General features: G+C 70.7%; 20 protein-coding genes and 1 pseudogene. 16 read left to right on the plus strand and 5 right to left on the minus strand.

From position 1 onward, the window contains the following. Positions 1-17: 17 nt before the first annotated feature. From D457_RS0111165 to D457_RS0111185, 5 genes are read left to right on the plus strand one after another with little or no spacing between them, the layout of a single operon-like run. A complete protein-coding gene (locus tag D457_RS0111165; RefSeq protein WP_017580747.1) occupies positions 18-1,637 on the plus strand; it encodes a SagB family peptide dehydrogenase in 1,620 nt (539 codons plus the stop codon). Beyond that, positions 1,634-4,150, plus strand: a complete 2,517-nt coding sequence (locus D457_RS0111170) for a lantibiotic dehydratase (RefSeq protein ID WP_017580748.1) — start codon at positions 1,634-1,636, stop codon at positions 4,148-4,150. Before D457_RS0111165 ends, D457_RS0111170 begins: the two co-directional genes overlap by 4 nt. Then, a complete protein-coding gene (locus D457_RS0111175; RefSeq protein ID WP_017580749.1) occupies positions 4,147-5,073 on the plus strand; it encodes a lantibiotic dehydratase C-terminal domain-containing protein in 927 nt (308 codons plus the stop codon). Before D457_RS0111170 ends, D457_RS0111175 begins: the two co-directional genes overlap by 4 nt. Next, a complete protein-coding gene (locus D457_RS0111180) occupies positions 5,070-6,170 on the plus strand; it encodes a thiopeptide maturation pyridine synthase (RefSeq protein ID WP_017580750.1) in 1,101 nt (366 codons plus the stop codon). The genes D457_RS0111175 and D457_RS0111180 overlap by 4 nt, the downstream gene beginning before the upstream one ends. After that, positions 6,167-7,525 carry a SagB/ThcOx family dehydrogenase gene (locus D457_RS0111185; RefSeq protein WP_017580751.1) on the plus strand — a complete coding sequence of 453 codons (1,359 nt, stop codon included), beginning with the start codon at positions 6,167-6,169 and terminating at the stop codon, positions 7,523-7,525. Before D457_RS0111180 ends, D457_RS0111185 begins: the two co-directional genes overlap by 4 nt. A 277-nt stretch (positions 7,526-7,802) precedes the next feature. On the opposite strand, the gene D457_RS0111190 is transcribed toward D457_RS0111185, so the two are convergent. Both D457_RS0111190 and D457_RS0111195 read right to left on the minus strand, forming a co-directional pair. Continuing rightward, complete coding sequence (locus D457_RS0111190; RefSeq protein ID WP_017580752.1) at positions 7,803-8,978, minus strand: iron-containing alcohol dehydrogenase; 1,176 nt, start codon at positions 8,976-8,978, stop codon at positions 7,803-7,805. After that, positions 8,975-10,249 (minus strand): aminotransferase family protein, encoded by a 1,275-nt coding sequence (locus D457_RS0111195; RefSeq protein WP_017580753.1) that lies wholly within the window; start codon positions 10,247-10,249, stop codon positions 8,975-8,977. The genes D457_RS0111190 and D457_RS0111195 overlap by 4 nt, the downstream gene beginning before the upstream one ends. A 285-nt stretch (positions 10,250-10,534) precedes the next feature. Between D457_RS0111195 and D457_RS0111200 the strand changes: the two genes are divergently transcribed. From D457_RS0111200 to D457_RS0111210, 3 genes are all read left to right on the plus strand, one after another. Continuing rightward, a complete protein-coding gene (locus tag D457_RS0111200; protein ID WP_239646071.1) occupies positions 10,535-11,329 on the plus strand; it encodes an AfsR/SARP family transcriptional regulator in 795 nt (264 codons plus the stop codon). A 380-nt stretch (positions 11,330-11,709) separates the two neighbouring features. After that, the gene (locus D457_RS0111205) at positions 11,710-12,069 is read left to right on the plus strand and encodes a RidA family protein (RefSeq protein ID WP_017580755.1); all 360 of its coding nucleotides are present in this window, start codon (positions 11,710-11,712) and stop codon (positions 12,067-12,069) included. Then, complete coding sequence (locus D457_RS0111210; protein WP_017580756.1) at positions 12,066-12,962, plus strand: tyrosine-type recombinase/integrase; 897 nt, start codon at positions 12,066-12,068, stop codon at positions 12,960-12,962. The genes D457_RS0111205 and D457_RS0111210 overlap by 4 nt, the downstream gene beginning before the upstream one ends. A gap of 139 nt (positions 12,963-13,101) precedes the next feature. Here the strand turns inward: D457_RS0111210 and D457_RS34680 are convergent. After that, positions 13,102-13,497, minus strand: a pseudogene (locus tag D457_RS34680) (peptidoglycan DD-metalloendopeptidase family protein); the annotation flags it as partial. A 316-nt stretch (positions 13,498-13,813) separates the two neighbouring features. Between D457_RS34680 and rpsB the strand changes: the two are divergent. The 6 genes from rpsB to D457_RS0111240 all read left to right on the plus strand — a co-directional run bounded on the left by rpsB (position 13,814) and on the right by D457_RS0111240 (position 19,591). Further along, positions 13,814-14,773, plus strand: coding sequence for a 30S ribosomal protein S2 (gene rpsB / locus D457_RS0111215; protein ID WP_017580757.1), 960 nt, complete (start codon positions 13,814-13,816; stop codon positions 14,771-14,773). A gap of 149 nt (positions 14,774-14,922) precedes the next feature. Next, positions 14,923-15,759 (plus strand): translation elongation factor Ts, encoded by an 837-nt coding sequence (gene tsf / locus D457_RS0111220; RefSeq protein ID WP_017580758.1) that lies wholly within the window; start codon positions 14,923-14,925, stop codon positions 15,757-15,759. Between the two features lie 192 nt (positions 15,760-15,951). Continuing rightward, positions 15,952-16,677 (plus strand): UMP kinase, encoded by a 726-nt coding sequence (gene pyrH, locus D457_RS0111225; RefSeq protein ID WP_239646074.1) that lies wholly within the window; start codon positions 15,952-15,954, stop codon positions 16,675-16,677. A gap of 65 nt (positions 16,678-16,742) precedes the next feature. Further along, positions 16,743-17,300, plus strand: a complete 558-nt coding sequence (gene frr / locus D457_RS0111230) for a ribosome recycling factor (RefSeq protein ID WP_017580760.1) — start codon at positions 16,743-16,745, stop codon at positions 17,298-17,300. Positions 17,301-17,303: 3 nt separating this feature from the next. Further along, a complete protein-coding gene (locus D457_RS0111235) occupies positions 17,304-18,257 on the plus strand; it encodes a phosphatidate cytidylyltransferase (protein WP_017580761.1) in 954 nt (317 codons plus the stop codon). A 152-nt stretch (positions 18,258-18,409) separates the two neighbouring features. After that, positions 18,410-19,591: a pyridoxal phosphate-dependent aminotransferase gene (locus D457_RS0111240; protein ID WP_017580762.1), complete on the plus strand. Its 1,182-nt coding sequence runs from the start codon at positions 18,410-18,412 to the stop codon at positions 19,589-19,591. A 33-nt stretch (positions 19,592-19,624) separates the two neighbouring features. Here D457_RS0111240 and metG read toward each other — a convergent pair whose 3' ends face one another. After that, positions 19,625-21,124, minus strand: a complete 1,500-nt coding sequence (metG, locus tag D457_RS0111245) for a methionine--tRNA ligase (protein ID WP_017580763.1) — start codon at positions 21,122-21,124, stop codon at positions 19,625-19,627. A gap of 238 nt (positions 21,125-21,362) precedes the next feature. Next, a complete protein-coding gene (locus tag D457_RS34075; protein WP_152514215.1) occupies positions 21,363-22,121 on the minus strand; it encodes a hypothetical protein in 759 nt (252 codons plus the stop codon). Positions 22,122-22,379: 258 nt separating this feature from the next. Between D457_RS34075 and D457_RS0111260 the strand changes: the two genes are divergently transcribed. Together D457_RS0111260 and D457_RS0111265 are read left to right on the plus strand one after the other, a co-directional pair. Next, positions 22,380-22,583 carry a type II toxin-antitoxin system HicB family antitoxin gene (locus D457_RS0111260; RefSeq protein WP_017580766.1) on the plus strand — a complete coding sequence of 68 codons (204 nt, stop codon included), beginning with the start codon at positions 22,380-22,382 and terminating at the stop codon, positions 22,581-22,583. Further along, positions 22,583-22,822 carry a type II toxin-antitoxin system HicA family toxin gene (locus D457_RS0111265; RefSeq protein ID WP_026116543.1) on the plus strand — a complete coding sequence of 80 codons (240 nt, stop codon included), beginning with the start codon at positions 22,583-22,585 and terminating at the stop codon, positions 22,820-22,822. Before D457_RS0111260 ends, D457_RS0111265 begins: the two co-directional genes overlap by 1 nt. Positions 22,823-22,907 lie beyond the last annotated feature (85 nt).

Genomic DNA, 22,907 nt, shown 5'->3' on the forward strand with positions numbered 1-22,907 from the left:
ACACAACGGCGGTACCCGTGACCGGCGACGGGGACGCGGCCCTGGTACGCGAGTACCTGTACGACGTGCACTACCGGTGGCAGGCGATCCACGCGCAGGGGCAGGGCGGGCTCGACGACCCCGCCCGCCCCCCGCTGTTCACCCGCCCCGCCGAGCCGCGGCGCAGGTTCCGGCTCCCCGCCGGGCCGCGTCACCGGATCGGCCCGCTCGGGGCCGCGCTCCGGGAGGAGCAGACGCCCCCCGGAGCCGGCGCCGACCGCGCCGGCCCCGGCCACGTGTCGGACCTGGAGCGGTTGGGCGAGCTGCTGTTCTACGGTTACGGCTTCTCCCGGATGGACATCGGCCCACAGGTGGAGTGGCCCTGGCACCGGACGGTGGCCTCGGCCCGGTGCTTCTATCCGGTGGAGCTGGCGGTGTGGTCGGACGCGGCGCCGGGCGGGGTCCACCGTTACGACCCGGCGCATCACGAGCTCTCCGAGTTGCGCGAGGACGTGGGACGGTCCGACCTGGCCGCCGCCTCGGCGGCACGGCTCGACGGAGCGCGGACCGTGCTGATCGTCACGGCGAGGCTGGGCAAGACCGCCTTCCGGTACCGCAACTACGCCTACCGGCTGGCCACCCAGGAAGCCGGGCTGGTCCTGGGCAACCTCCGGGTCGTGGCCTCGGCCCTGGGCCTGGGCGGCCACACGCGGCTCCGCTTCCTCGACGAGGCCCTCGCCGAACTGCTGGCGCTGCCCGACGACGACTCCGAGTCCGTTCTGGCCCTCCTGCCGCTGTGGGACCGCGCAAACGCTCCGACTGAGCCGGGCTACCGCCCGGCGGCTCCGGTTCCGCCGAGGCGGACCGTGGTCCCCGTGGCTGGCGGAAGCGGCCTCGAACCGGTGCTGAGCCACCGGACCCTGGCGGTCGAGCGGGCCTCGCGGCTGCACGACCCGGCGGAGCTGGAACCGGTCAGGGCGGCGGCCGGTCCCCCGCTGGCCGGTGCTGAACCGGCGGCGGGCTGCGACACCGACCTGCCGCTGGCGCCGCTGCGGCAGGAGAGCGGAACTGACACGGGGGCGGCGGTGCTGCGCCGCGACTCCGGCCCGGACGTGTTCCTGCCTGCCGCCAAGCCGGTGCCGCTGGGGGTCGTGGCCGACATCCTGCTCGACGCGGTCCGGCCGGACGCCGATGACCTGTGGCACGAGGCGGCCCCGCCCGAGGTGGGGCTGCACGTGATCGCGGGAGCGGTCACCGATCTGCCGCAGGGGCACTACCGCTACGTGGACGGCGCTCTGCGCACCGTGAGCCGCGCAGACCTGCGCCTCCCGTTCCAGACCATGGACGTGTGGCGGACGGAGATCAACGTACGGACCGCGCCGCTGATGGTAGCGGTCACCGCGGACACTGCGCGGCTGCTCGAACACCACCCCAGGCGTGCCTTCCGGGCGACCCAGCTGCTCACCGGAGTGGTGGCGCAGCGGGTCTCGCTGGCCGCGGCCGCACAAGGCCTGTCCGCGCGGGTGACCAACAGCTACGACGCCGACGAGTGCGCCCGCCTGCTGGGGCTGGACGGTGAACGGGAGATACCGGTGTTTCTTCTGGTACTGGGCGAGCCCAACGCGCCCTGGCACCTGGGGATGAGGGTGCGGCCTTGATCGTCGTACGCGTAGCGGGCCTGCCCAGCGGCAGCGCACGGGTAGGCGAGCTGCCCGGCACTGCCCGCCTTCTGAACGACCTCGACGCCCTCCGGGGGGACCTGGGCCGCCGGGGCGAGGAGTTGGCGGACCTGATCCACACGGCGGTGGGCGGCTGCGAGGACCGGACCGTGCGCCGGGCGCTGCTGGCCTGCCGCCGGGCGGTGCACAACGGCCGAGCTCCCGGTGCACTGCCGCAGGACGCCCTGACCCGGTTGCCGGAACCGGCGCGCAAACTCCTCGGCCAGCTGGGTTCCGACCACGAAGCGCTGGCCCGGGGCCGGGAGCGGGCCCGTGCGTCTTTTCGCGCGGAGAGGTCCCAGGCCGAGCACCGACTGGCCGGCCTGGTCGGGGACCCGGACTTCCGACGTGCCCTAGCGATGGCCAGCGACGCTCTGTTCCCCGACGTCGAGGCGTGGCTCTCGGGCCCTCCGGACGCGCCCGAACACCTCAACACCCGCAGGCGCGTGGTCAACTACGTGCTGCGGACCGCCCTGAAGACCAGCCCCTTCTCCACCCTGACCACCGCCGGGCCGTTTCCCGCCGCGGGCGGGGCCGCGGGGGAGGGCGTGCCCGGCGCTCCGGAGGCGTATCAGGTCCCGGCCCCGGCCGGGCTCTCCCGCCGCCTGGAACTCAACGCCGAGGTCGAGTTCCAGCTGGAGCGCCTTCTGGTGTCCGAGCACGGACCGCTGTTCCTGCGCACCAACCCGACCCTGACCCTCACGGGGGAGCGTGCCGTGGTCGCGCACGCGGACGGGCGCTGCGTGGGGGTCCCCGCCCGCCCGTGGCTGCTCGCGCTGGTCCGGCGGGCCCGGGACGGCGCCTCCCCGGCCGAGCTCACCGGATTCCTCACCACCGAGTTCGGTGCGGCGGCTACCGAGGCCGAGGCGATGCTCGGCCGGCTGGTCACGGCCGGGGTCCTGCAGAGCGACCTCGGCGTGCCGGACCAGGCGCCGGACCTGCTGACCGAGGCGGCCGACCGCCTCGGGCTGCCGCCGGACTCCCCGATCCGGCGGGTCGGCGATACGGTCCGCGAGGCCGAGGCCGCCGAGGCGCCGGCGGACCGGTGGCGGTCCCTGGGCCGGCTGCGCGCGAGGGTCGGGGAGGCCATGACCGCCGTCGGGGGCGATGCGTCCCTGATCCCCGGCAAGTACCTGTGCTACGAGGACGTCCTGCCCAGCTGGCCCTCCCCGCCCCGGACCCCGGACTGGTCGGCGCTCGACGACGACCTGCACCGGGTCCGGCGCCTGGTGTCGGTGTTCGACGGTGCCCTGCCCGGCCGTCTGGCCATCGCGGAGCTGCTCCGGCGCCGGTTCGGGGACGGCGCCCGTGTGGGGCTGTTGGAGGCATGGCTGGCCTGGAACGAGGACGATTCCCCCGGCGATTCCCCGGACGGGTGGCCGGAGAGGGCCCGGCTGCGCGGGCTGCGCGACAACCCCTTCTACCTGGCGGACAGCGGTGTGCCTGGGGTCGAGGAGCTGCGCCGGATCCAGAGCGGGCTGCTGGAGCTCCTCACCCCGCCGCTTGACTGCGGCCCCGGCTTCGACGCCGACACCGACGCCGTGGACCGGCTGCTCGACGCCCTGCCCGCCTGGCTGCCCCGCGACCACCCCACGACCCTTTTCCTCCAGCCCTTGGCCGATGGCACCGTGGCCTTCAACGCGGCCGCTCCCGGACACGGGACGGCGGGCTCGCGGGTCCGCCGCTGGTCAGGTTCGCCCGCACCGCGGGGGGACGAGGCAGGGCCCCTTCTCGTCGAGGTGGCGGGCCTGTTCCGCAGCTCCCTCAACCGGGTGGCGCCCTACGCCGCCCACGAGCTGGTCTGGCCCGGGTGCGTCCCCTCCCTGCCCGCGGAGCGGCGCGTGCGCCCCGCCGACCTGGAGATCCGACTGGACCGGACCGGGCTCCCGGACCTGTGGTGGCGCCCCGAGGACCGCCCGGTGCGCCTCATCCACCGGGGGACCATGGGCCGGTACTGGTTCCCGCCGGTACTGCGCTTCCTGCTCGACCTGACCACACCCATGTCCGAGGCGTGGGCTCTGGTCGGCCGGGCCCGCGCTCTGCACGTGGACCCTCGACCGTCCGAGGTCTCGGTCCTGCCGCGGCTGCGGGTGGGCGGGGTCCTCATGGAGCGCCGGAGTTGGATCGTGCCCCGCGCGGAGCTGGATCCGGGCGAGGGGGGCGACGACTTCGACCGCTTCGCCCGCCTCCGCCGCGGGGTCCGGGAACTGGGACTGCCCGACATCGTCTTCGCGCGGGCCGCCGACACCGTCGACTCCACCGAACGGGTCATGGAGAAGGCCAAGGACCGCAGGCCTCGCCCGCTGGACCTGTGTTCCTGGTGGGGCGCCGAGGAACTGGCCCGGTTGTCCAGGGGGCGGGACCTGCTGTTGTTCCAGGAGGCCGCGCCGGCCGTGTTCGGCCCTGAACGGGTCGTGGAGTACGCCGTCGAACTACCGGGGGACCGCCCATGAGCAGCTGGATCGCCGCTCACTGCTACTACCACCAGGACCCGTCGGAGGTGGTCACCTCCGTTGTCGCGCCGACCGTGCGGGCGCTGGGCGACCGGGCCCCGCGCTGGTTCTACGTCCGCTACTGGACCGGCGGGCCGCACGTCAGGTTCCGCCTCCGGGTGCCCGACCCCGCTCACCGTGAGTTCGCGCGCCGACAGGTCCGGGACCGGTTCGCGGAACTGGTGCGCACGCACCCCTCGCGAACCCGCGCCGACCCCGCCGAGTACCGGCGGCTCGTCGGTCTGATCGGTGAGCCGGGCGAGGAGTCGGGCGGCGACCTGCTGCCGGACAACACCCTCACCTGGGAGGAGTACCGGCCTGAGACCGGGATGTACGGCGGCCCCGAGGCCATGGAGCACGTCGAGGAGTTCTTCACCGCGTCGAGCCGTGACGCCCTGGCCTACGCCGGAACCCCGACCGACTCCGTGGCCCGCGCCGTGTGGTGCATGGCCGGCGGACTGGCGGCGGTCGGTGACGCGGACTGGGCGCACGGGTTCGTCGATCACATGGTCGGGCGCTGGATCGGTGAACGGATCGGTGCCCGGTGGCAGGGGATCGTCGACCAGTCGTGGCAGCGCTCCGGGGAACGCGTCCGCCAGCTCGTCCGACACGCCCTGACCGCGAAGCCCACAGGCGGCGAGGGGGAGTGGCTGACGGCCTGTCGGCGGCTCCAGGACGGGCTCGGGGACGTAGCGGCGCGTGGTCTGCTGAGACCGCCCGAGGGCAGCGCACCGCACGACATCGAAGACCTGGACCGGGGGATGGTGACTCTTTCCGCGCTGCACATGCACAACAACCGACTCGGGGTTCACATGGAACGTGAAGCACTGGTGATGGAACTGCTCAGGCTGGCCCTGGCCGAGACCGTGTCGGTGAAGCCGTGACGGCTTCCCGGCGGCTCCGGGTCGCCTACCACGACCCCGACCCCGCGCCGCTGCTGCGGTCCGGGGTACGACCGCTGATCGGGGAACTGGCGGCCGCGGGCCTACCCGCCTTCTGGACACGGCACTGGCGCCGGGGACCGCACCTGAGGATCGTCGTGGACGCCGATGACGCCGCCTGGGAGCGGATCGTGCGACCCGCCGCGCAACGCCACCTCCGGCCCGCGCTCGCCGCCCACCCGTCCACCACCGTGCTCGACCCCGAGCCGCTCCGGGAGACCTACCGGCAACTGGCCGAACGGGAACGGGAGCACGGCCCGCTGGAACCCCAGCAACCCGACAACACCGTCGAGGAGGAGCCGCACGACCCGCGCCTGCACGTACTCGGTACGCACGACGCGGTGGAGCTGTTCGAGGGCTTCCAACAGCGGACCGGCGAGGCCGCGCTCACCATAGCGGTGGGCGAGGGCCCCCCGCAGAGCACCCACGTCGTCGACCTGATGCTGCTCATGGCGCGGCAGGTGGGCGGCTACCTCGAACGCGGTTTCGTCTCCTACCGCTCCCACGCCGAGGCGCACATCATGGGCAGCCCGGATCCGCGGGCGGTCCGGTCGCTCTTCGACGAACGCTCGGCCCGACTGCGCGACCCCCTGGTGCGCCGGGTACGGGCCCACGCCGAGGGGCCCGCCTCCCACGTGGACCCGCTGACCGCGTCCGTGGGCCGGGAGCTCGTCAGGGCCGCCGACGACGCCCGACCGCTGCTCGCGGACGGCCGGCTCGACCTCGACGGGCCGATCGCGACCGGCGGGGGCGGTGAGGGCGGCGGCGCGACAGTGGAACAGACGCGCCACAGCGCCTTCCACCGCACCCTGCGCGCTTCCGGGGACTTCGAGCAGACCCTCCGCGAGGCCCCCTGGTTCCTCCGCTACCGGGTGGCGCTGAACCTGCTGTACCTGCACCTGGCGCGGATCGGCATCCGCCCGGTGGACCGATTCCTGTACTGCCATGTCGTCGCCGACGCGGTGGAGCAGGCCTGTGGGGTCGACGCCGTGGCGATGGTGGCCGCGGGCAAGACCGAACTCGTAGAAGGGCATTCATGAGCACGGCCGAGCGCACGAACGCGACCGACGCCGACCGGGACACCGTCCTGGCCTACCTGGCCGACCGCGAGCTGCCACAGGTGTCGGGGGCGTACCAGCTCTATCCGACGAGGGCGGGCCGACCGGGCATCGGTGAGCACCCCCTGCCCCGCCCCGTCCGCCGGCCAGCCGGACCGGTCGACCGGATCTCCCGCATGCTGGCCACCGGCAACGGTCTCGCGCGGCACCGCTTCCTGACCGTCTCTGGGGCACGGGCCTTCCTGCCCACCGGAGCTCCGGGGTGGGGCTTCGACGAACAGCACGTGATGACCACTTTGCTCCGGCTCGTCGCCAGCGGCGGTGCGGCCTACCCGGTCGATCTGTGGCTGCTCTCGGGCGGGGTGCCGGGGCTGCCGACCGGCGCCCATCGCTACAACCCCGTCCACCACGCGCTGACGCGTGTCACCACCGGCGATCCGCGGCCCCGGCTGGCGCGGGCCCTGGGCGGACCGGTCTCCGACCTGACCATCGTGCTGACGACCCGGCTGGAGCGCACCACCGGCCGGTACGGGAAGTTCGCCCACCGGCTGCACCTGCTGGACACCGGCCACACACTGGCCCAGCTGCTGATCGCCGGTCGCGACCTGGGCTGGGAGTGCGCTCCCCGGCTGTCCTTCGCCGACGACGAGATCGAGTATCTGCTGGAGCTCGGCGACGAGACCGAGATCGCCTTCGCGGTCGTCACAGTCGGGCCGACCCACGAGGTCGCGCCCGCGAGCGAGCCGGCCCCGGTGCGGGTGCCGCCGGTTCCCGACCGCTACCCCCAGGACGTCCTCATGGCCGCCCGCCGGTCCGCGCCGGGGCCGGAACTGGAGTTCGGCGAGATCACGATGCCCCGTGACCCTGAGCGGGCCATGCTGCGCCGCCGTAGTCCGGTAGGCGGATTCGTGGCGCCGCCGCCGTCAGCCGACGACCTCGCACCGGTGGCTGCCGCGGTCGACTCGGTACTGGCGCCGCTGGGCGGCTACGGGGAACTGGTACCGCCGAAGGACCCGCGGGTGGCCACCCGGATCGGGGCTCCGGGCCACCGACTCAACCTCTCGCTCGCCGGGGTGGTGGTACCGGTCCTGGACCTGCCCGCGCTGGTCCAGGAGCACGGGCCGGGCGCCTTCAGGGTGGGGGCCGTCGCCACCGGCGTCGCCTTGCAGGCGGCGGCACTGGTTGCGGCGGACCGGGGCTTGGGAACCTTCCCGCTCTGTGCCTACGACGGCCCGGGGATCGAGGGGAACCTGGAGTTGCCCGACGCCTCCACAATGTGCGTGGCACCGATCGGTGTGGCCGCCCACGTGGGGGCCTCACTGGAGGTACCGCTCTAATAAATCGTTGACGGGAGCTTTTCGGAACTCCTGCGCCCACGCCCGAGGGCGTCGAGGACCGGTGTGTGATGACCGGCCCCGGCGCCCTTACGAGCACGCTCCACGCCTACCTGGACGACCACGTCCTACCCTGGCGTGCCGGCCCACGCCTGGGCAGAGACGCCTTAGCCCCCATATTCCCCGTGATCTTGCTACCAGGAGCAAGTTCGGCGCCGAACTTGCTCCTGGTAGCAAGATCATCTTCGAAAAGGGGGCCGTGTTGCGGTCCCGGGGTGCGTCAGGCGCCCTCGAAGAGAGCGCGCACCTGCTCCCTCGTCCTCGGTTGCAGCGGCTCGGACCAGGCCCGCCATGTCTGCTCGGTCAGCTCCTCGGCGGTGGTGTCCAGGCCCAGCTCCTCGAACTCGGTGGGGAAACCCCACCGCCGCAGGAGGCCGACCAGGGCGTCGGCGGCTTGCGTCGGGGTGACCGAAGCCCCCGTGAGGCCCAGCGCGCGGCCGCCCAGATCCGCGAGCCGGTCCGCGTGCCCGGCCAGTTTGTCGCCGTCGACGACCAGGCGCGCCCACCGGGTCAGCAGAACACCCAGGGCCGGGCCCTTGCGCAGGCCGTGCGCGGTGAGTGTGTTCGTCGGGTACCAAATCCAGAACGAGTGCTGGTGGCGGCCGATCTGGTGAACAGTGAACGTGCTGACGCTGGCGGCCAGCGCGATTGTGCCCCGCGCCTCAAGGTCGTCTCCATCGGCCAGGGCCCGGTCCGCGGCCGGGACCACCGCTCTGATCTGGCCGACCGCGATCTCGTCGGGCAGGGCCGTGGTGGGCGGGTCCGACACCATGGGGACCAGGAGCCGGGCGACCGTTTCGAGGGCCCCCTCCGCGGTCAGGGCGGGTGGCAGTGACGTGTGCAGAATCGGGTCGATCACCGCGACTCTGGGGAACAGGGACCAGTGGACCAGGAAACGGCGGTCTCCACCGTCGGCCAGGCTCGCTTTGGCGTTGACCTCGCTACCGGTCGCCGCGGTGGTGGGCACCGCCACCACTGGCAGACCGCCGCGCGTCACGGGCTGGGGGAGGACGAATCCGCCGCCGGGTCGCCACCCCGAGAGCAGCCCGGGCAGTGCAGCTGCGGCAGCGGCCGCCTTGGCCAGGTCCAGTACCGTTCCGCCGCCGACCGCGCAGACGGAGCGGACACCGGACTCCCGCAGACGCTTGGAGAGTTCTTCGGCCTCCTGCCGGGTCGGCGTGCTGGCCGCACGGCGGATGAGCAGTTCGGGCGAGAGACGCTCCAACAGTGGTGCGATCCCGGGAGCTGCCGCCTCGGCGCGCTCGTCGACGATGACCGCGACCGGGCGGCCGGCCCGCTCGACCTCCAACGGTACGTCGCGTAGGCGGCCAGCACCGAAGTCGATTCTGGTGGGCACCCACCAGTGGGGGTTGGTTCCAGCACTGGTGGCTGTCATCGCGACCTCACCGCCTTCAGCGCTCCGGTCAGCCGGGCCGCTATCTCGTCCACTTCGGCGTTGGTGACTACGAGCGGGGGGAACAGCAGGAGGCACCGGCGGCTCAGATGGACCAGGAGGCCGTTGCGCTGGCACAGATGGCTGACCATCGCCATCTCCATCGGGGACAGCGGCTCCCTGCTCCGGGAGTCCCGCACCAGTTCCACGGCCAGGGCCAGACCCTCACCGCGAACCTCGCCGACGATGTCGAGTTGGAGGAGGGAGTCGAGGTGCTTGCGCAACCGGGCCCCGGCCTCGGCCGATCGCCGCACCAGGTTCTCCTTCTCCACGACCTCCAGCGTTGCGAGCGCGGCGGCGCAGGCGGCGGGGTTGCCGGACTGGGTCTCACCGTGGGTGAGGTAGGCCCCCGAGCTCTCGTAGGCCTCGTAGACCTCGGCAGGGAAGAGCGTGGCGGCCAGAGGGAGGTAGCCGCTGTTGATCCCTTTGGACATGGTGACCACGTCCGGCCGGATACCGGTGTGCTCGGCCCCGAACATTCTTCCGGTGCGGCCGAAACCCGTCGCCACCTCGTCGACGATCAGGTGGGCCCCCATCCGTTCGGTGGCAGCGGCGACCTCCTCCAGGAAGCCCTCCGGCGGCATGAGGACGCCGCCAGAACAGAGGATCGGCTCGACGATGACCGCCGCGACCCGGTCTCCCTCGGTCCGTTCCAGTTCGGCCAGGGCCTCTCGGCAGGCCGCCTCGTCCGGCCCCAGCCCGCGCTCGGCGGCGAACGAGTCCGGGAAGGGGAGCAGACGGTTCCACCGGCGGTCGACCCCGTACTCCTCCTGGTCGAGGTCCTCGCCGGTCAGAGCCATGGCGCCGATGCCTGTGCCGTGCCAGGAGTGGGTGTCGAACGAGACGACCAGGCGGCGTTCGGGCTGGCCGATGAGGCTGCGGTAACGGCGCAGCACCTTGACCGCGGTCTCGTTGGCGGAGGACCCCGAGGTGGAGAAGTAGACCCGCTCGAAGCGGCCGGGCGCGATGTCCAGAAGCCGTGCCGCGAGGGTACGGGCGACGTCGTGGTCGTATCGGAACAGGGTCCCGTAGGAGAACCGGCGCAACTGCTCGGAGACGGCGTCGACGATCACGGGGTGGTTCCACCCGCAGGTCACGTTCCACAGGCCCGAGGTCGCGGAGAGATAGCTGTTGCCCGCGTCGTCCCGGACGCGCACTCCCTCACCGGCGACGAGGGTGGTCCCTCCGCGTTCGAACATGTTCATCGAGGTCATCGGCAACCACAGGGGAGAGGGTGCCGATGCTTCTGGGGGAGCGGCGGGCCGCCCGTTAGCGTTCATCTCGCACTTTCTTCCCTGGGTTCGGTCGGCGCTGGACCCAGCATGGGTGAAACCACTTACACCTCGATTACTGCCCGGTTGCACCGTAAGAGGTATTCGTCCTATTTTCTTCACGTACAAACGTCACCACCGGCGATGACTGGACACGGAAAGTGATAAGTAGGCTGGCCTGTTCCGGACACATGGAGTTGGGTAAAGCATCTCCCGACAGGAGGCGACGTGATTGAGTTCGGCATTCTCGGCCCACTCGTGATTTATCGGGACGGCGTTCCCATTGAACTCCGGGCCCCCATGCTGCGCCGCCTGTTGGCGGTGCTGTTGAGCCAGGGCGGGGACCGCCTGTCCCTGGACGAACTGGCCGAGGCCCTCTGGGAGGGGAACCCGCCGGGCGGTGCCCGCAGCACCTTGCAGGTGTACGTGCACCGGCTGCGCAAGGCTTTGGGCGACAGCGGCCGCCTGGCGCGGGACGGCCTCGGCTACCGTATGGAGCTGTGCAGCGCCCAGGTCGACGCGAGGTATTTCGAGACCACCGTGACCCTCGCCCGCAGGGCTCGAAGCCAGGGCGAGCTGGGGCAGGCCGCCGAACTCTACGGCCGGGCCGCGGGGCTGTGGCGGGGCAGACCGTACTCCGACATTCCCAACAGCGGCGTCGTGGGGAACGAGATCAGGCGGTTGGAGGAACTCCGGCTGCTGGCCAGCCAGGAACGGATCGAAATCGACCTGGACCGGGGGCACCACGCACGGCTGGTTCCCGAACTCGCGGAGCTCGCCTCCGCACATCCCTACCGTGAGAGGCTGCTCGCCCTGCTGATGCTCGCGCTGTACAGGTCGGGCCGCCAGGCCGAGGCACTGGAGGTCTACCGCGCGGCCCGGATCCGCCTGGCCCGGGAGCTGGGCATCGATCCCACCTCGGTCCTGCGCAGACTCCATGAGGCGATCCTGCGGGCCGACAACCAGCTCCTACTGATCACCTCCGACACGCTCGACGGCAGATGGGAACCGAGCGCCGCCTAACAAGCTTCTCCGCGCCCTGCCGTGGCACTGGGAGCGATCCCGGTAACGACTCCGGGTGGTTTCTGGAGAGTTTCGAACGTTTCAGTGTCCCATTAATGCGGCGTTTTTCTTCTCCGGAAAGGAATCCCCTCCCGGAACCAGGGGTGCAGATGTTCTGCGCTGTTTCGCCCGACCGTTGAGAACACCGGGGAGTTCACGGACTCGCCCGGCTGGGCCGCCGCGCCTGGTGGCGTGTCTTCCCGGCCGCCGGGCACCGAACACCGGAGAAGTCGCTGGCCGGGGCCTTCGTGCAGCAGCTGGAGAAAGGAGGGAGCGGCACGGGTCCCGCCCGGCTGACGCGCACCGGGGTACCCGTGTCGTGGGTTGGGTACGGTCCAGCTATGGCCAAACCCTACAGCGACGCCCTGGTGGCCGACGGTCCGCTCCTGTTCGTCTCCGGGCAGACCCCGCAGGCCCCCGACGGCGGTGTCGTCGGTGACGCAGGCGGGCAGACCCGGCAGATCTTCCGGAACATGGAGGCCATCCTGGCTCGACACGGGGCCGACCTGAGCCACGTGGTGAAACTGACCTACTATCTCCGGCACATCGCCGACCTGGACGAGTTCCGCTCCGCGCTCCTGGACTCCCTGCCCGACGGACACCGGCCCGCGGCCAGCCTGGTGGAGGTGAGCGGCCTGGTCGACCCGCGCTTCCTGGTGGAGATCGACGCCGTCGCCTGCCTGCCCAGGGAGAACGCTTGACCGCCCCCGAACCCTCCGTCGGGGTCCTGGAACGCTTCGCCGCGCACCTGTCCAGTGAACTGGGCCGGTCCCCGCACACCGTGCGCGGCTACCTGGCCGACGTCAGGTCCCTCCTCCGCGATCTCGACTCCCGCGGCCACACCCCGGCCGACCTGGACGTCCCCCTGATCCGCGCCTGGCTCTCCCGGGCGCGGTCCACCGGGGCGAGCCGTTCCACGGTGGCCCGCCGGGTGGCGGCGGTGCGCGCCCTGACCCGCCTCCTGCACCGCGAAGGGGTCCTGGCCACCGACCCGGGTCCCCGTCTGTCCGCGCCCAGCCAGCAGCGCTCCCTGCCCGCTGTGCTGGACGAGGAACAGGCGGCGGCCGCGCTGGAGGGCTTCGTGCCGCAGACCCCGGTGGAGCTGCGCCGTCACGCGGTCGTGGAACTGCTCTACGCCACCGGTATCCGGGTCGCCGAGCTGTGCGCCCTGGACCTGGACGACCTCGACCGCTCCCGGAACACCGTGCGGGTGCTGGGCAAGGGGGACAAGGAACGCACGGTCCCGGTGGGCGCTCCGGCCCTGGACGCCCTGGACGCCTGGACCGCCCGGGGCCGCCCGGAACTGGCCGCCGGTGCCAGCGGAGCCGCACTCCTCCTGGGTGCCCGCGGCGCCCGCCTGGGTGTACGCCAGGCCCGTGAGGACGTGCACGCCCACCTCCGGGCGGCGGGCCTGGACAGCGCCCCGCACGGTCTGCGCCACAGCGCCGCCACCCACCTGCTGAACGGCGGAGCGGACCTGCGCAGCGTCCAGGAGTTCCTGGGCCACTCCAGCCCGCGGAGCACCCAGATCTACACGCACGTCTCCGTGGACCGCCTGCGCAGCGCCTACCAACAGGCCCACCCCCGCGCCTGAGCTGCTGCGGCGCCGCTTGCATCAACGGTGACGGGCCCAGCGGGAGCAGACGGACCTCACCCTGGCCCACCAGGCCCAGGGGGTCGAGGTAGGTGGTGTCGCGGAGCAGGCCCCAGTGCAGGCAGGGGCGGTGCGGGCAGTGCTGCGGGGCGGCGGACAGGGTGCCCAGGGGTTGGTCGCCGACCGGGTCCCCCCGGGTGACGGCAGGGTCCACCGGGAGGTAGGTGGTGCGCAGGTCGCCGTGCGAGACGCTGACCACGCCCACACCGGCGACCCTGCCGGCGAAGTGGACCCGGCCGGGGCCCGCCGGGTGGATCGGTTGGCCGGGGCGGGCCGCCAGGTCCACGCCGAGGTGGCCCGGCAGCCAGCGCTGCGCGGGCGGGTCGAAGCGGCGCAGGACCTCCACGGGAGCGTCCACCGGCCAGCGCCAGGAGGGCTCGGGCGAGGTCGCCGAAAGCGCGGTTCGGTGAGGGAAAACGGGGAAGAGCAGGATCGAGAGCGACAGCAGGAGGTGCCAGATGCGGCGGATGCCCATGAATCCAGAATGCGCTCGCCGACCGCTCTTCGCCAGAGGAAGAGCGGGCCTGTGGACAACCCCCGCCCGAGCCCTCCGGACGAGTGTCGCGCTCTCGGAGATCTGCCTGGACACAAGGCTGTTCCGTGGTGTGTCCGACGGAGGATAGAATCATCCGTGGCCCGTAGGGCCAACCCACAATACGCACGCCCACCCGCCTCCTCCGGGAGGGGTCGCACCCACGGTCCACACCGCTTCGGCGGGGTGGCGGTACGGCCGGGGCGTCAGGATCAACCGAAGGCGGAGAAAGCATCCGCCACCGCAAGGAGGACCAGTCATGGCCACAGTCGTGACCATCCGCCAGCTCCTGGAGAGCGGCGTCCACTTCGGGCACCAGACCCGTCGCTGGAACCCCAAGATGAAGCGCTTCATCTTCACCGAGCGCAACGGCATCTACATCATCGACCTCCAGAAGTCGCTGGCGTACATCGACCGCGCCTACGAGTTCGTCAAGCAGACGGTCGCCCACGGTGGCACCATCCTGTTCGTCGGCACGAAGAAGCAGGCGCAGGAGGCCATCGACGAGCAGGCCCGCCGCGTCGGCATGCCTTTCGTCAACCAGCGTTGGCTGGGCGGCATGCTTACCAACTTCTCCACCGTGCACAAGCGGCTCCAGCGCCTCAAGGAGCTGGAGGAGATCGACTTCGACGACGTCGCCGGCTCCGCGCTCACCAAGAAGGAGCTGCTGAACCTTCGCCGTGAGAAGGACAAGCTCGAGCGCACCCTCGGTGGTATCCGCGACATGTCCCGCGTGCCCAGCGCCGTGTGGATCGTGGACACCAAGAAGGAGCACATCGCGATCAGCGAGGCTCGCAAGCTGAACATCCCGGTCGTCGCGATCCTCGACACCAACTGCGACCCGGACGAGGTCGACTACCCGATCCCGGGTAACGACGACGCCATCCGCAGCGTCAGCCTGCTCACCCGCGTCGTCGCCGACGCCGTCGCCGACGGTCTGCTGGTCCGCTCCGGCGCCTCCGGCGCGACCGAGGAAAAGGCCGCCGAGGAGCCCCTGGCCGAGTGGGAGCGCGAGCTTCTCGAGGGCAAGAGCGAGACGGCTGCCGCCGAGGCCGCCGCCGAGCAGGCCCCGGCCGAGACCGCCACCCTGGCTCCGGCCGACGAGGTCGCCGCCGAGGCTCCGGCCGAGGTCACCGCCGAGGACTCCCCGGTGGACGCCCCCGAGCAGGCCCCCGAGGCTCCGGCCGAGGACAAGGCCGAGGACAAGGCCGCCGAGTAGTCAGCGGTTCCTTCCGGGAACTCAGCGGCCCGGGAAGACCGTCGCCTGTGTGCCGCCTCGCCCCTGTGGGCGGGGCGGCCCGCGCGGTACTCACCCGGGCCGTTCCACTGCCAGATCAGACTTCACTTCAAGGGAATCCGAGAACAGTCATGGCGAACTTCACCGCCGCGGACGTCAAGAAGCTGCGCGACGCGACCGGCGCCGGCATGATGGACTGCAAGAAGGCCCTGACCGAGGCCGACGGCGACTACGACAAGGCCGTCGAGGCCCTGCGGATCAAGGGCGCCAAGTCCGTCGACAAGCGCGCTGACCGCACCGCAGCCCAGGGCATGGTCGTCCTCAAGCAGCAGAGCGAGGGCAAGGCCACCCTCATCGAGCTCAACTGCGAGACCGACTTCGTCGCCAAGAACGACGGCTTCATCGCCCTGGCCAACGAGGTCGCCGACTTCGTCGTCGCTCAGGACAGCGATGACATCGCCGTCGTCGCCGCCGCCGAGATCGAGCCGGGCAAGAGCCTCCAGGCCTACATCGAGGCCAAGAGCGCGATCATCGGCGAGAAGCTCGAGTTCCGTCGCATCGCCAAGTTCGACGGCGCCTTCGTCGCGAGCTACCTGCACAAGTCCGACCCGGACCTGCCCCCGACCATGGGTGTCCTGGTCGAGCTGGACAAGAAGGACGAAGAGGTCGGCAAGGACCTCGCCCAGCAGATCGCCGCTCTGGCTCCGCAGTACATCAGCAAGGACGAGGTCCCCGCTGAGGTCGTGGCCAACGAGCGTCGCATCGCCGAGGAGACCACCCGCGAGGAGGGCAAGCCCGAGCAGGCTATCCCCAAGATCGTGGAAGGCCGTCTCAACGGTTACTTCAAGGACGTGACGCTGCTCGGCCAGCCGTTCGTCAAGGAGAACAAGAAGACGGTCCAGAAGGTCGTCGACGAGGCCGGCGTGACCGTCAAGCGCTTCGTCCGCTTCAAGGTCGGCCAGGCCTAGGGGTTTTGACATGATGGAGGTGCCGGGGAGACTTCTCTCCCCGGCACCTTCTGGTGGATATGGGCGAATTCGAGGCGCTGAATGCCTCGTCCGCCCGCAGCAGGAGTACTCGGGGGACCCTGTGCCACTCGGGGAGAACAAGGGAGGCCACAGGCCGTGTCGGAGAACGAAGCGTTGACCAGCGAACCCGCCATGCACGATTCCGGTTGGAAACGCGTCATGCTCAAGCTCTCGGGGGAGGCCTTCGCCGGTGGCGGCGGGCTCGGTATCGAGCCCGAGGTCGTCCAGTACGTGGCGGAGTCCATCGCGGAGGCGGTCTCCGAGGGGATCCAGGTCGCCGTCGTCGTCGGCGGCGGCAACATGTTCCGCGGAGCGCAGCTCACCGAAGGCGGGATCGAGCGCGGCCGTGCCGACTACATGGGGATGCTCGGCACCGTCATCAACTGCCTCGCCCTCCAGGACTTCCTGGAGCGCCTGGGCGTGGACACCCGCGTGCAGACCGCGATCCACATGAGCCAGGTCGCGGAGGCCTACATCCCGCGCCGCGCCATCCGCCACCTGGAGAAGGGCCGCGTGGTCATCTTCGGTGCCGGCCTCGGTTCGCCGTTCTTCTCCACCGACACCACCGCCGCCCAGCGCGCGCTGGAGATCGGCGCCCAGGCGGTTCTCAAGGGCACCCAGGTCGACGGCGTCTACGACGCCGACCCGCAGCGCAACCCGGACGCGGTCAGGTTCGACAAGCTCAACTACAACGAGGTCCTCACCCGCGGCCTCAAGGTCATGGACGCCACGGCCGTCAGCCTGTGCATGGACAACGGGCTGCCCATCGTCGTCTTCGACCTCATGAGCCAGGGCAACATCCTGCGCGCGGTCCGCGGTGAGAAGATCGGCACCATCGTCGGTCCGGCCCCCGCCTAGGCGGCGGACCGGTCGGACGCGACAGTAAGCCACGAACACCCAGCCGAGAACCCGGGAGCGCCACAATGATCGAAGAAACCCTCCTTGAGGCCGAGGAGAAGATGGAGAAGGCCGTGACCGTGGCGAAGGAGGACTTCGCGACGATTCGCACCGGCCGCCCCACCCCGGCCACCTTCAACAAGATCACCGTCGACTACTACGGTGCCCGCACGCCGATCAACCAGCTGGCCTCCTTCTCTGTGCCCGAGCCGCGCATGGTCGTCATCTCCCCGTTCGACGTCAACGCGCGCACCGAGATCATCAACGCGATCCGCAACAGCGACCTGGGCGTCAACCCCTCCGACGACGGCCAGGTCATCCGCGTGGTTTTCCCGGACCTGTCCGAGGAGCGCCGCAAGGAGTACGTGAAGGTCGCGCGCACCAAGGCCGAGGACAGCAAGGTCTCGATCCGCAACGTGCGCCGCCGTGCGAAGGACAGCTTCGAGAAGGGCGTCAAGGCGGGCGAGCTCGGCGAGGACGAGGCGCACCGCGCCCAGGTCGAGCTGGACGAGCTCTCCCAGAAGTACGTCGCCGCCATCGACGAGCTGTTGAAGCACAAGGAATCTGATCTTCTCGAGGTTTAGCCGGTGAGCACACCTTCCAAGGGCTCCGGAGGCGATGACCACTCGCTGGAGCACAGACCCGACGACAATCCCCCGTCCGGGGCGGGCGACCCCGCCGCGGACACGGCCGCCGGGCAGCGCTTCGTGCTGCACAAGCCGGGGGGTGAACCGGTCAAGACCGGTCGTAACCTCCCGGTGGCCATCGCCAGCGGGTGCGCCCTGGGCGCACTCGTCTTCTTCTCGATCTTTCCGTGGCCGCAGCTATTCACGATCATCACCTCCCTGGGGGTGCTGATCGGGCTCCGCGAGCTCAACCGGGCGTTCGGCGGCAAGGGCATGACCCTGGCCGTGGCCCCGTTGGCCGTGGGCGGTGTGGCCATGCAGGCCGGGGCCTACTTCGGTGGGGCGGACTGGCTGGTGGGCATCACCGCCGTCACCGCCATCGCCTGCCTGGCCTGGCGGTTGAGGGGAGGGGCCGAGGGGTTCGTCGCCGACGCGTCGGCGAACCTGTTCGTCCTGGTGTACCTGCCGTTCCTGCTCGCCACGTGGATGCTGCTCATCGCGCATCCCGAGGACGGTCAGTACCGGCTCGTGGTGTTCATCGTCGTGACGATCTCCAGCGACATCGGCGGTTACTTCGCCGGGATCCTGCTGGGTCGGCACAAGATGGCGCCGGTGATCAGTCCGAACAAGACCTGGGAGGGCTTCGGCGGCTCCGTGGTGGGCTGCGCGGTGGCGGGCGCGCTGTGCGTGACCCTGCTGTTGGACGGCCCCTGGTGGGTCGGCGTGGTCCTGGGTCTGGCCGTGGTCCTGGCGGCCACGGTCGGCGACCTCATCGAGTCGCTCTTCAAGCGCGACCTCGGGGTCAAGGACATGGGCCGGTTCATGCCGGGCCACGGCGGTCTGATGGACCGCATCGACTCGCTGCTCATCGCGGGTCCCGTGGTCTGGATCGTGCTGAGCCTCCTGTTGCCGTAGGTAGTGACAAAGCCGGGCCCCCGGCCTCGTTGCACCCAGCGATGGGCTGGGCGCCACGAGACCGGGGGCCTTCGCCGTGTCCGGCGCCTGAGCCCACCGGGAGCCGGGGTGCGGGGGATGCCCTCGCGCAGGCGTGTGGATACGCTCGACGGGTGGAAGAACCGCTGATCGAGAGAATGCGCGAGTACGGCGAGACGATCTTCGCCGAGATGACTCGCCTGGCAGTCGAGACCGAATCCGTCAACCTCGGGCAGGGTTTCCCCGACACCGACGGGCCGCGCTCCCTCCTGGAAGGCGCGACCCGCAACATCATGGCGGGGGTGAACCAGTACCCGCCCGGCCCGGGCCGCCCCGAGCTTCGCCAGGCGGTGAGCCGCTACCGCTTCCGCCACTACGGGCTGGACTTCGACCCGGACTCCGAGGTCTACGTGACCGTGGGCGCCACCGCCGGGATCGCCGCTTCGATGCTGGCACTGGTGGAGCGCGGGGACGAGGTGGTCGTCTTCGAGCCGATGTACGACTCCTACGCCGCGATGATCTCCCTCGCGGGCGGGGTGCGCCGCCCGGTCGCGCTGCGCCGCGAGCCGTCCAGCGGACGCTTCACCTTTGATCCCGCCGAACTCCGTGCCGCGATCACTCCGCGCACCCGGCTGATCATGGTCAACACCCCGCACAACCCCACCGGCACGGTCTTCACCGAGGCCGAGCTGGCGGAGGTCGCCAAGGTGTGCCGCGAGAACGACCTGATCGCGGTCACCGACGAGGTGTACGAGTTCCTCACCTTCGACGGCCGCCCGCACATCCCGCTGGCCTCGCTGCCGGGCATGCGCGAGCGGACCCTGTCGATCTCCTCCGTGGGCAAGATGTTCGCGGTCACCGCCTGGAAGACCGGCTGGGTCACCGGCCCCGAGCCGCTGGTGCGCGCCGTGCGCACGGTCAACCAGTTCCTCACCTTCTCCGCCAACGGCGCCCTCCAGCTGGCCATCGCCGACGCGATGGACAACGAGTGGGAGTGGATCCAGCGACAGCGGCGTGCGCTCCAGGACAAGCGGGACCGCCTCGCCGAAGGGCTGACCGCGACCGGGTTCGACGTGAACGTGTGCGAGGGCACCTACTTCCTGATGGCCGACATCCGGCCGTTGGGCTACCTGGACGGCGAGGACGTCGCCCGCGCCCTGCCCCGCGAGGCTGGGGTGGCGGCCGTTCCGGCCAAGGTGTTCTACGACCACCAGGAGGAGGGCCGGCACCTGCTGCGCTTCGCCTTCTGCAAGAAGGACGAGGTCCTCGACGAGGCGGTCCGCCGCCTGACCACCTGGCACAAGCGCGAGAACTAGACCGGGCGGGCGGGGACGGCCCGCCCGGCCCGGTCAGCCGAGCCTGCCGAACACTGGTGCGGCCGGGGGCAGCCGGTCGCCGTCCCCGCCCAGCTGCGCGGTGAGCCGTGCGGCGGCGCCGGGCAGGAAGGGCCGCAGCAGCCGGGCCAGTTCCCGGCAGGTGGCCACCAGCTCGCCGAGCACCGTGTCCAGAGCCTCGGGAGCGGCCTGTCCGGTGCGCTCGGCGCGGGCCAGAACCCACGGCTCGTGGTCGGCGACGAACCGGTTGCCCTCGTCGGCCAGGGCGACCACGGCGCCAGTGGCCGCCCGCAGGTCGAAGGCGCGCACGGCCGCGTCCACCTGTTCGGCAGCGGCGGCCCGGGCCTTGGCGAGAGAGGGCTCCCCGGTCCGGGAGTCCGCCCCTGACACCACCCCGGAGCGGTACTTGGCGACCATGGTCACGGTCCGGTTGACGAGGTTGCCGATGGTGTTGGCCAGGTCCTCGTTGTGCCGGGTGACCAGGCGGGCCTCGGTGTAGTCGGTGTCCCCGGAGCGGCCGACGTCGCGCAGCAGCCACCAGCGCAGCGCGTCCGTGCCGTGAGCCCCGGTGATGGCGACGGGGTCGACGGAGCGGCCCGCCGACTTGCTGATCTTCTCGCCGCCGGCGGTGAGGTACTCGTGCACCAGCACCGTGGTGGGCAGAGCGATCCCGGCCGAGAGCAGCAGGGCGGGCCAGTACACCGCGTGGAAGCGCAGGATGCCCTTGCCGATCACGTGCACCCGCTGGTCGGCGCGGGTCCACCAGTGGTCGTATCCCTGGGGGTCGGTGCCGTAGCCGGGGCCGGTGATGTAGTTGGCCAGCGCGTCGTACCAGACATAGATGACCTGGCCGGGGTCGCCGGGGACCGGGATGCCCCAGCCGCGTGCGCGCTCCACGCTGCGGGAGACACTGAAGTCCTCCAGCCCGGACTCGATGAAGGAGAGCACCTCCCGGCGGCGGAAGTCGGGTTCGACGAGCAGCTCACCGGAGGAGATCAGCTCCCGGAGCCGGTCCTGGTAGCGGCTGAGCCGGAAGAACCAGTTCTCCTCCGCGACCTCCTCCGGGGCGGTCCGGTGCTCCGGACACAGACCCTCGGGGAGTTCGTCGGGGGAGTAGAACTGTTCGCAGCCGGTGCAGTAGAGCCCGGTGTAGCTCCGGCGGTACAGGTCGCCGCGCTCCAGACAGGCGTTCCAGAGCTCCTCCACCCCGGGCCGGTGGCGCGGGTCGAAGGCGGTGCGCACGGAGTCGTCGAACGAGAGCCCGAGCGGCCCGGCCAGATCAAGGAAGCGCCGGGAGACCAGATCCACGTACTCGGCGGTCTCCAGCCCGGCCGCACGGGCGCTGAGCACGTTCTTCAAAGCGTTGTCGTCGGTACCGGTCTGCGCCCGCACCTCGTCGCCGACCTCCCGGTGGTACCGGGCCAGCGTGTCGGCCTGCACGAGCTCCAGGGCGTGCCCGATGTGCGGCGCGCCGTTCACGTAAGGGATGGCGGTGGTGACGTAGTAACGATCCATGGCGGGAACCTTTTCCGGCCCCGCCGGGAACCCTCCGCAGGGAAGGCCCAGTGGGGCCTTTCCGCGGACAGGGGTGGTCAGAGCACGCGGGGAAGGCCGGATGACATCATCATCCGGCTCATCATGGTGAAGCACACCCGCGTCATGCCCCGCATGCTACCGAACCCCGCCCCGCCCGCGCCGGCCTTTCCCACGAGGAACCGTTCGGCCGCCCGCTACTCGGTGGCGGGCCTACGTATCACTGCTTCTCCCAGATACCGCAGCCCTGACTGGTGAAGGTGTGGTCAGAGGCCTGGATGGTCACCTCGACGCGCGTGGCCGAAGCGGAGAAGTGATTGTCGATCGTTCCGCCGTCGGCGTCGGTGCGTTCCCAGTAACAGTTACTGAAGGGTCGGTCGCCGCTCTCGGTGACGTAGGTTCCGGCCTCGATGTCTTCACCGACCCGGTAGGTGCCGTTGCCCAGGGGAAGCGGAGGCGGGTCGTCCAGGTGGTTCTGGGCGGTCTCTGACAGCGTTTCGGCGTCGGGGTGCTCCGGGCAGATCAAGAAGGCCCCGAGGACCTCCTTTGCGTGCGCCTCAGTGGTGATCTCGTGCTCGCTCAGGTCCCGAAGGCAGAACAGGTAGAGGTCGCTGTAATCCTGGGTGCCGGAGTACTCGGCCACCTTGGCGGCTTCCTCCTCCAGCTTGTTCGCGCGCGGCGGGTTGATGACCTCACAGGTTCCGATCCGGACATGGGGAACCGGGCGCCAGACTTCTTCCCAGGCGAGCACCCGGGTACGACCGCTGCCCCTGGTAGAGCAATTGATGTTGATTCCGGCGGGGATGAGCACACCCTCAGGCTCGGGCTCCCCGCTCGGCGAGGGAGAAGCTGAAGGAGAGGGGCTGGGTGCCTCAGCCGCCTGGGCCGGTTCCTCGGCCGGTTCCGCTTCGGAGGGCGCTTCACAGGCGGAGGCCAACAAGAACAGGGGAAGGAATAGCAGCGCGGCGATTCTGCGCATGGGGGAGTTTGTCCTCTCAGGGCTGGGCCTCATGGGTGGGCCTGGGTATCAGGACGCACGAGGAACCGCGTCGGTTGCACCACGGGTGGGCGAAAGCCTCAGAGGACGCTCACCACGAAACAATCGGAGGCGCAGCCGTCCTCTTGCGGAGGGCTTTCCGCTCGGTCACCCAGCCAAAGCACAGGGCACAGCTGATGGAGCGAAGCTAACATGCTGTTCTGAGAGCGGAATGGCCGCCTTGCGCAGGAGGGAACTGTCATGAGCCGAGTCGTGACCGTGCACTACACCGTTGAGGAAGACCCCGACGGCGGGTTCTCTGCGGCGGCCAGTCTGCGTCCCGGATCGATCGCCGTGGGCGAGGGGGAGACCAGGGAGGAGGCGGTGAACGACCTGAGAGAGGCCCTGAGCGTGCTCATCCAGGAGAGCGGTATCCCCGATGAACTCGCAGTGGAGGTGGCCTGATGGCTCCTCTCTCCCACTATCCAGCGGTGACCGGGGACCGGCTCATCCGTGCCCTGGGGAAAGTTGGTTTCGTGGCCCGACCCAAGCGGGGCAAGGGAGGCCACGTCGTTCTCCTGCATCCGGACGGACGACAGGCGGTCGTTCCCGTGCACGGTGGGCGCGATCTGAAACGGACGACGGTCAGGGCGATCGTAGAAGGTCTGGGGATGGGGCCCGAGGAGCTGAAGAAGCTGCTCTGAGACTGGGCCGGAAAGGCCCTGACGAATCCGGTTGGACCTGTGTTGCGGGGCTTGCGAAAGCCCCGGGGCGTTGCCTGCGGGCAAC

The sequence above is a fragment of the Nocardiopsis valliformis DSM 45023 genome, from assembly GCF_000340985.1.
Classification (GTDB): Bacteria; Actinomycetota; Actinomycetes; order Streptosporangiales; family Streptosporangiaceae; genus Nocardiopsis; species Nocardiopsis exhalans.

Bases quoted from the DNA above. Each gene is read 5' to 3' on its own strand.
- D457_RS0111175 (WP_017580749.1), top strand. From the start codon at position 4,147: ATGAGCAGCTGGATCGCCGCTCACTGCTACTACCACCAGGACCCGTCG.
- D457_RS0111185 (WP_017580751.1), top strand. From the start codon at position 6,167: ATGAGCACGGCCGAGCGCACGAACGCGACCGACGCCGACCGGGACACC.
- D457_RS0111190 (WP_017580752.1), bottom strand. From the start codon at position 8,978: ATGACAGCCACCAGTGCTGGAACCAACCCCCACTGGTGGGTGCCCACC.
- D457_RS0111195 (WP_017580753.1), bottom strand. From the start codon at position 10,249: ATGACCTCGATGAACATGTTCGAACGCGGAGGGACCACCCTCGTCGCC.
- D457_RS0111205 (WP_017580755.1), top strand. From the start codon at position 11,710: ATGGCCAAACCCTACAGCGACGCCCTGGTGGCCGACGGTCCGCTCCTG.
- rpsB (WP_017580757.1), top strand. From the start codon at position 13,814: ATGGCCACAGTCGTGACCATCCGCCAGCTCCTGGAGAGCGGCGTCCAC.
- tsf (WP_017580758.1), top strand. From the start codon at position 14,923: ATGGCGAACTTCACCGCCGCGGACGTCAAGAAGCTGCGCGACGCGACC.
- pyrH (WP_239646074.1), top strand. From the start codon at position 15,952: ATGCACGATTCCGGTTGGAAACGCGTCATGCTCAAGCTCTCGGGGGAG.
- frr (WP_017580760.1), top strand. From the start codon at position 16,743: ATGATCGAAGAAACCCTCCTTGAGGCCGAGGAGAAGATGGAGAAGGCC.
- metG (WP_017580763.1), bottom strand. From the start codon at position 21,124: ATGGATCGTTACTACGTCACCACCGCCATCCCTTACGTGAACGGCGCG.
- D457_RS34075 (WP_152514215.1), bottom strand. From the start codon at position 22,121: ATGCGCAGAATCGCCGCGCTGCTATTCCTTCCCCTGTTCTTGTTGGCC.
- D457_RS0111260 (WP_017580766.1), top strand. From the start codon at position 22,380: ATGAGCCGAGTCGTGACCGTGCACTACACCGTTGAGGAAGACCCCGAC.
- D457_RS0111265 (WP_026116543.1), top strand. From the start codon at position 22,583: ATGGCTCCTCTCTCCCACTATCCAGCGGTGACCGGGGACCGGCTCATC.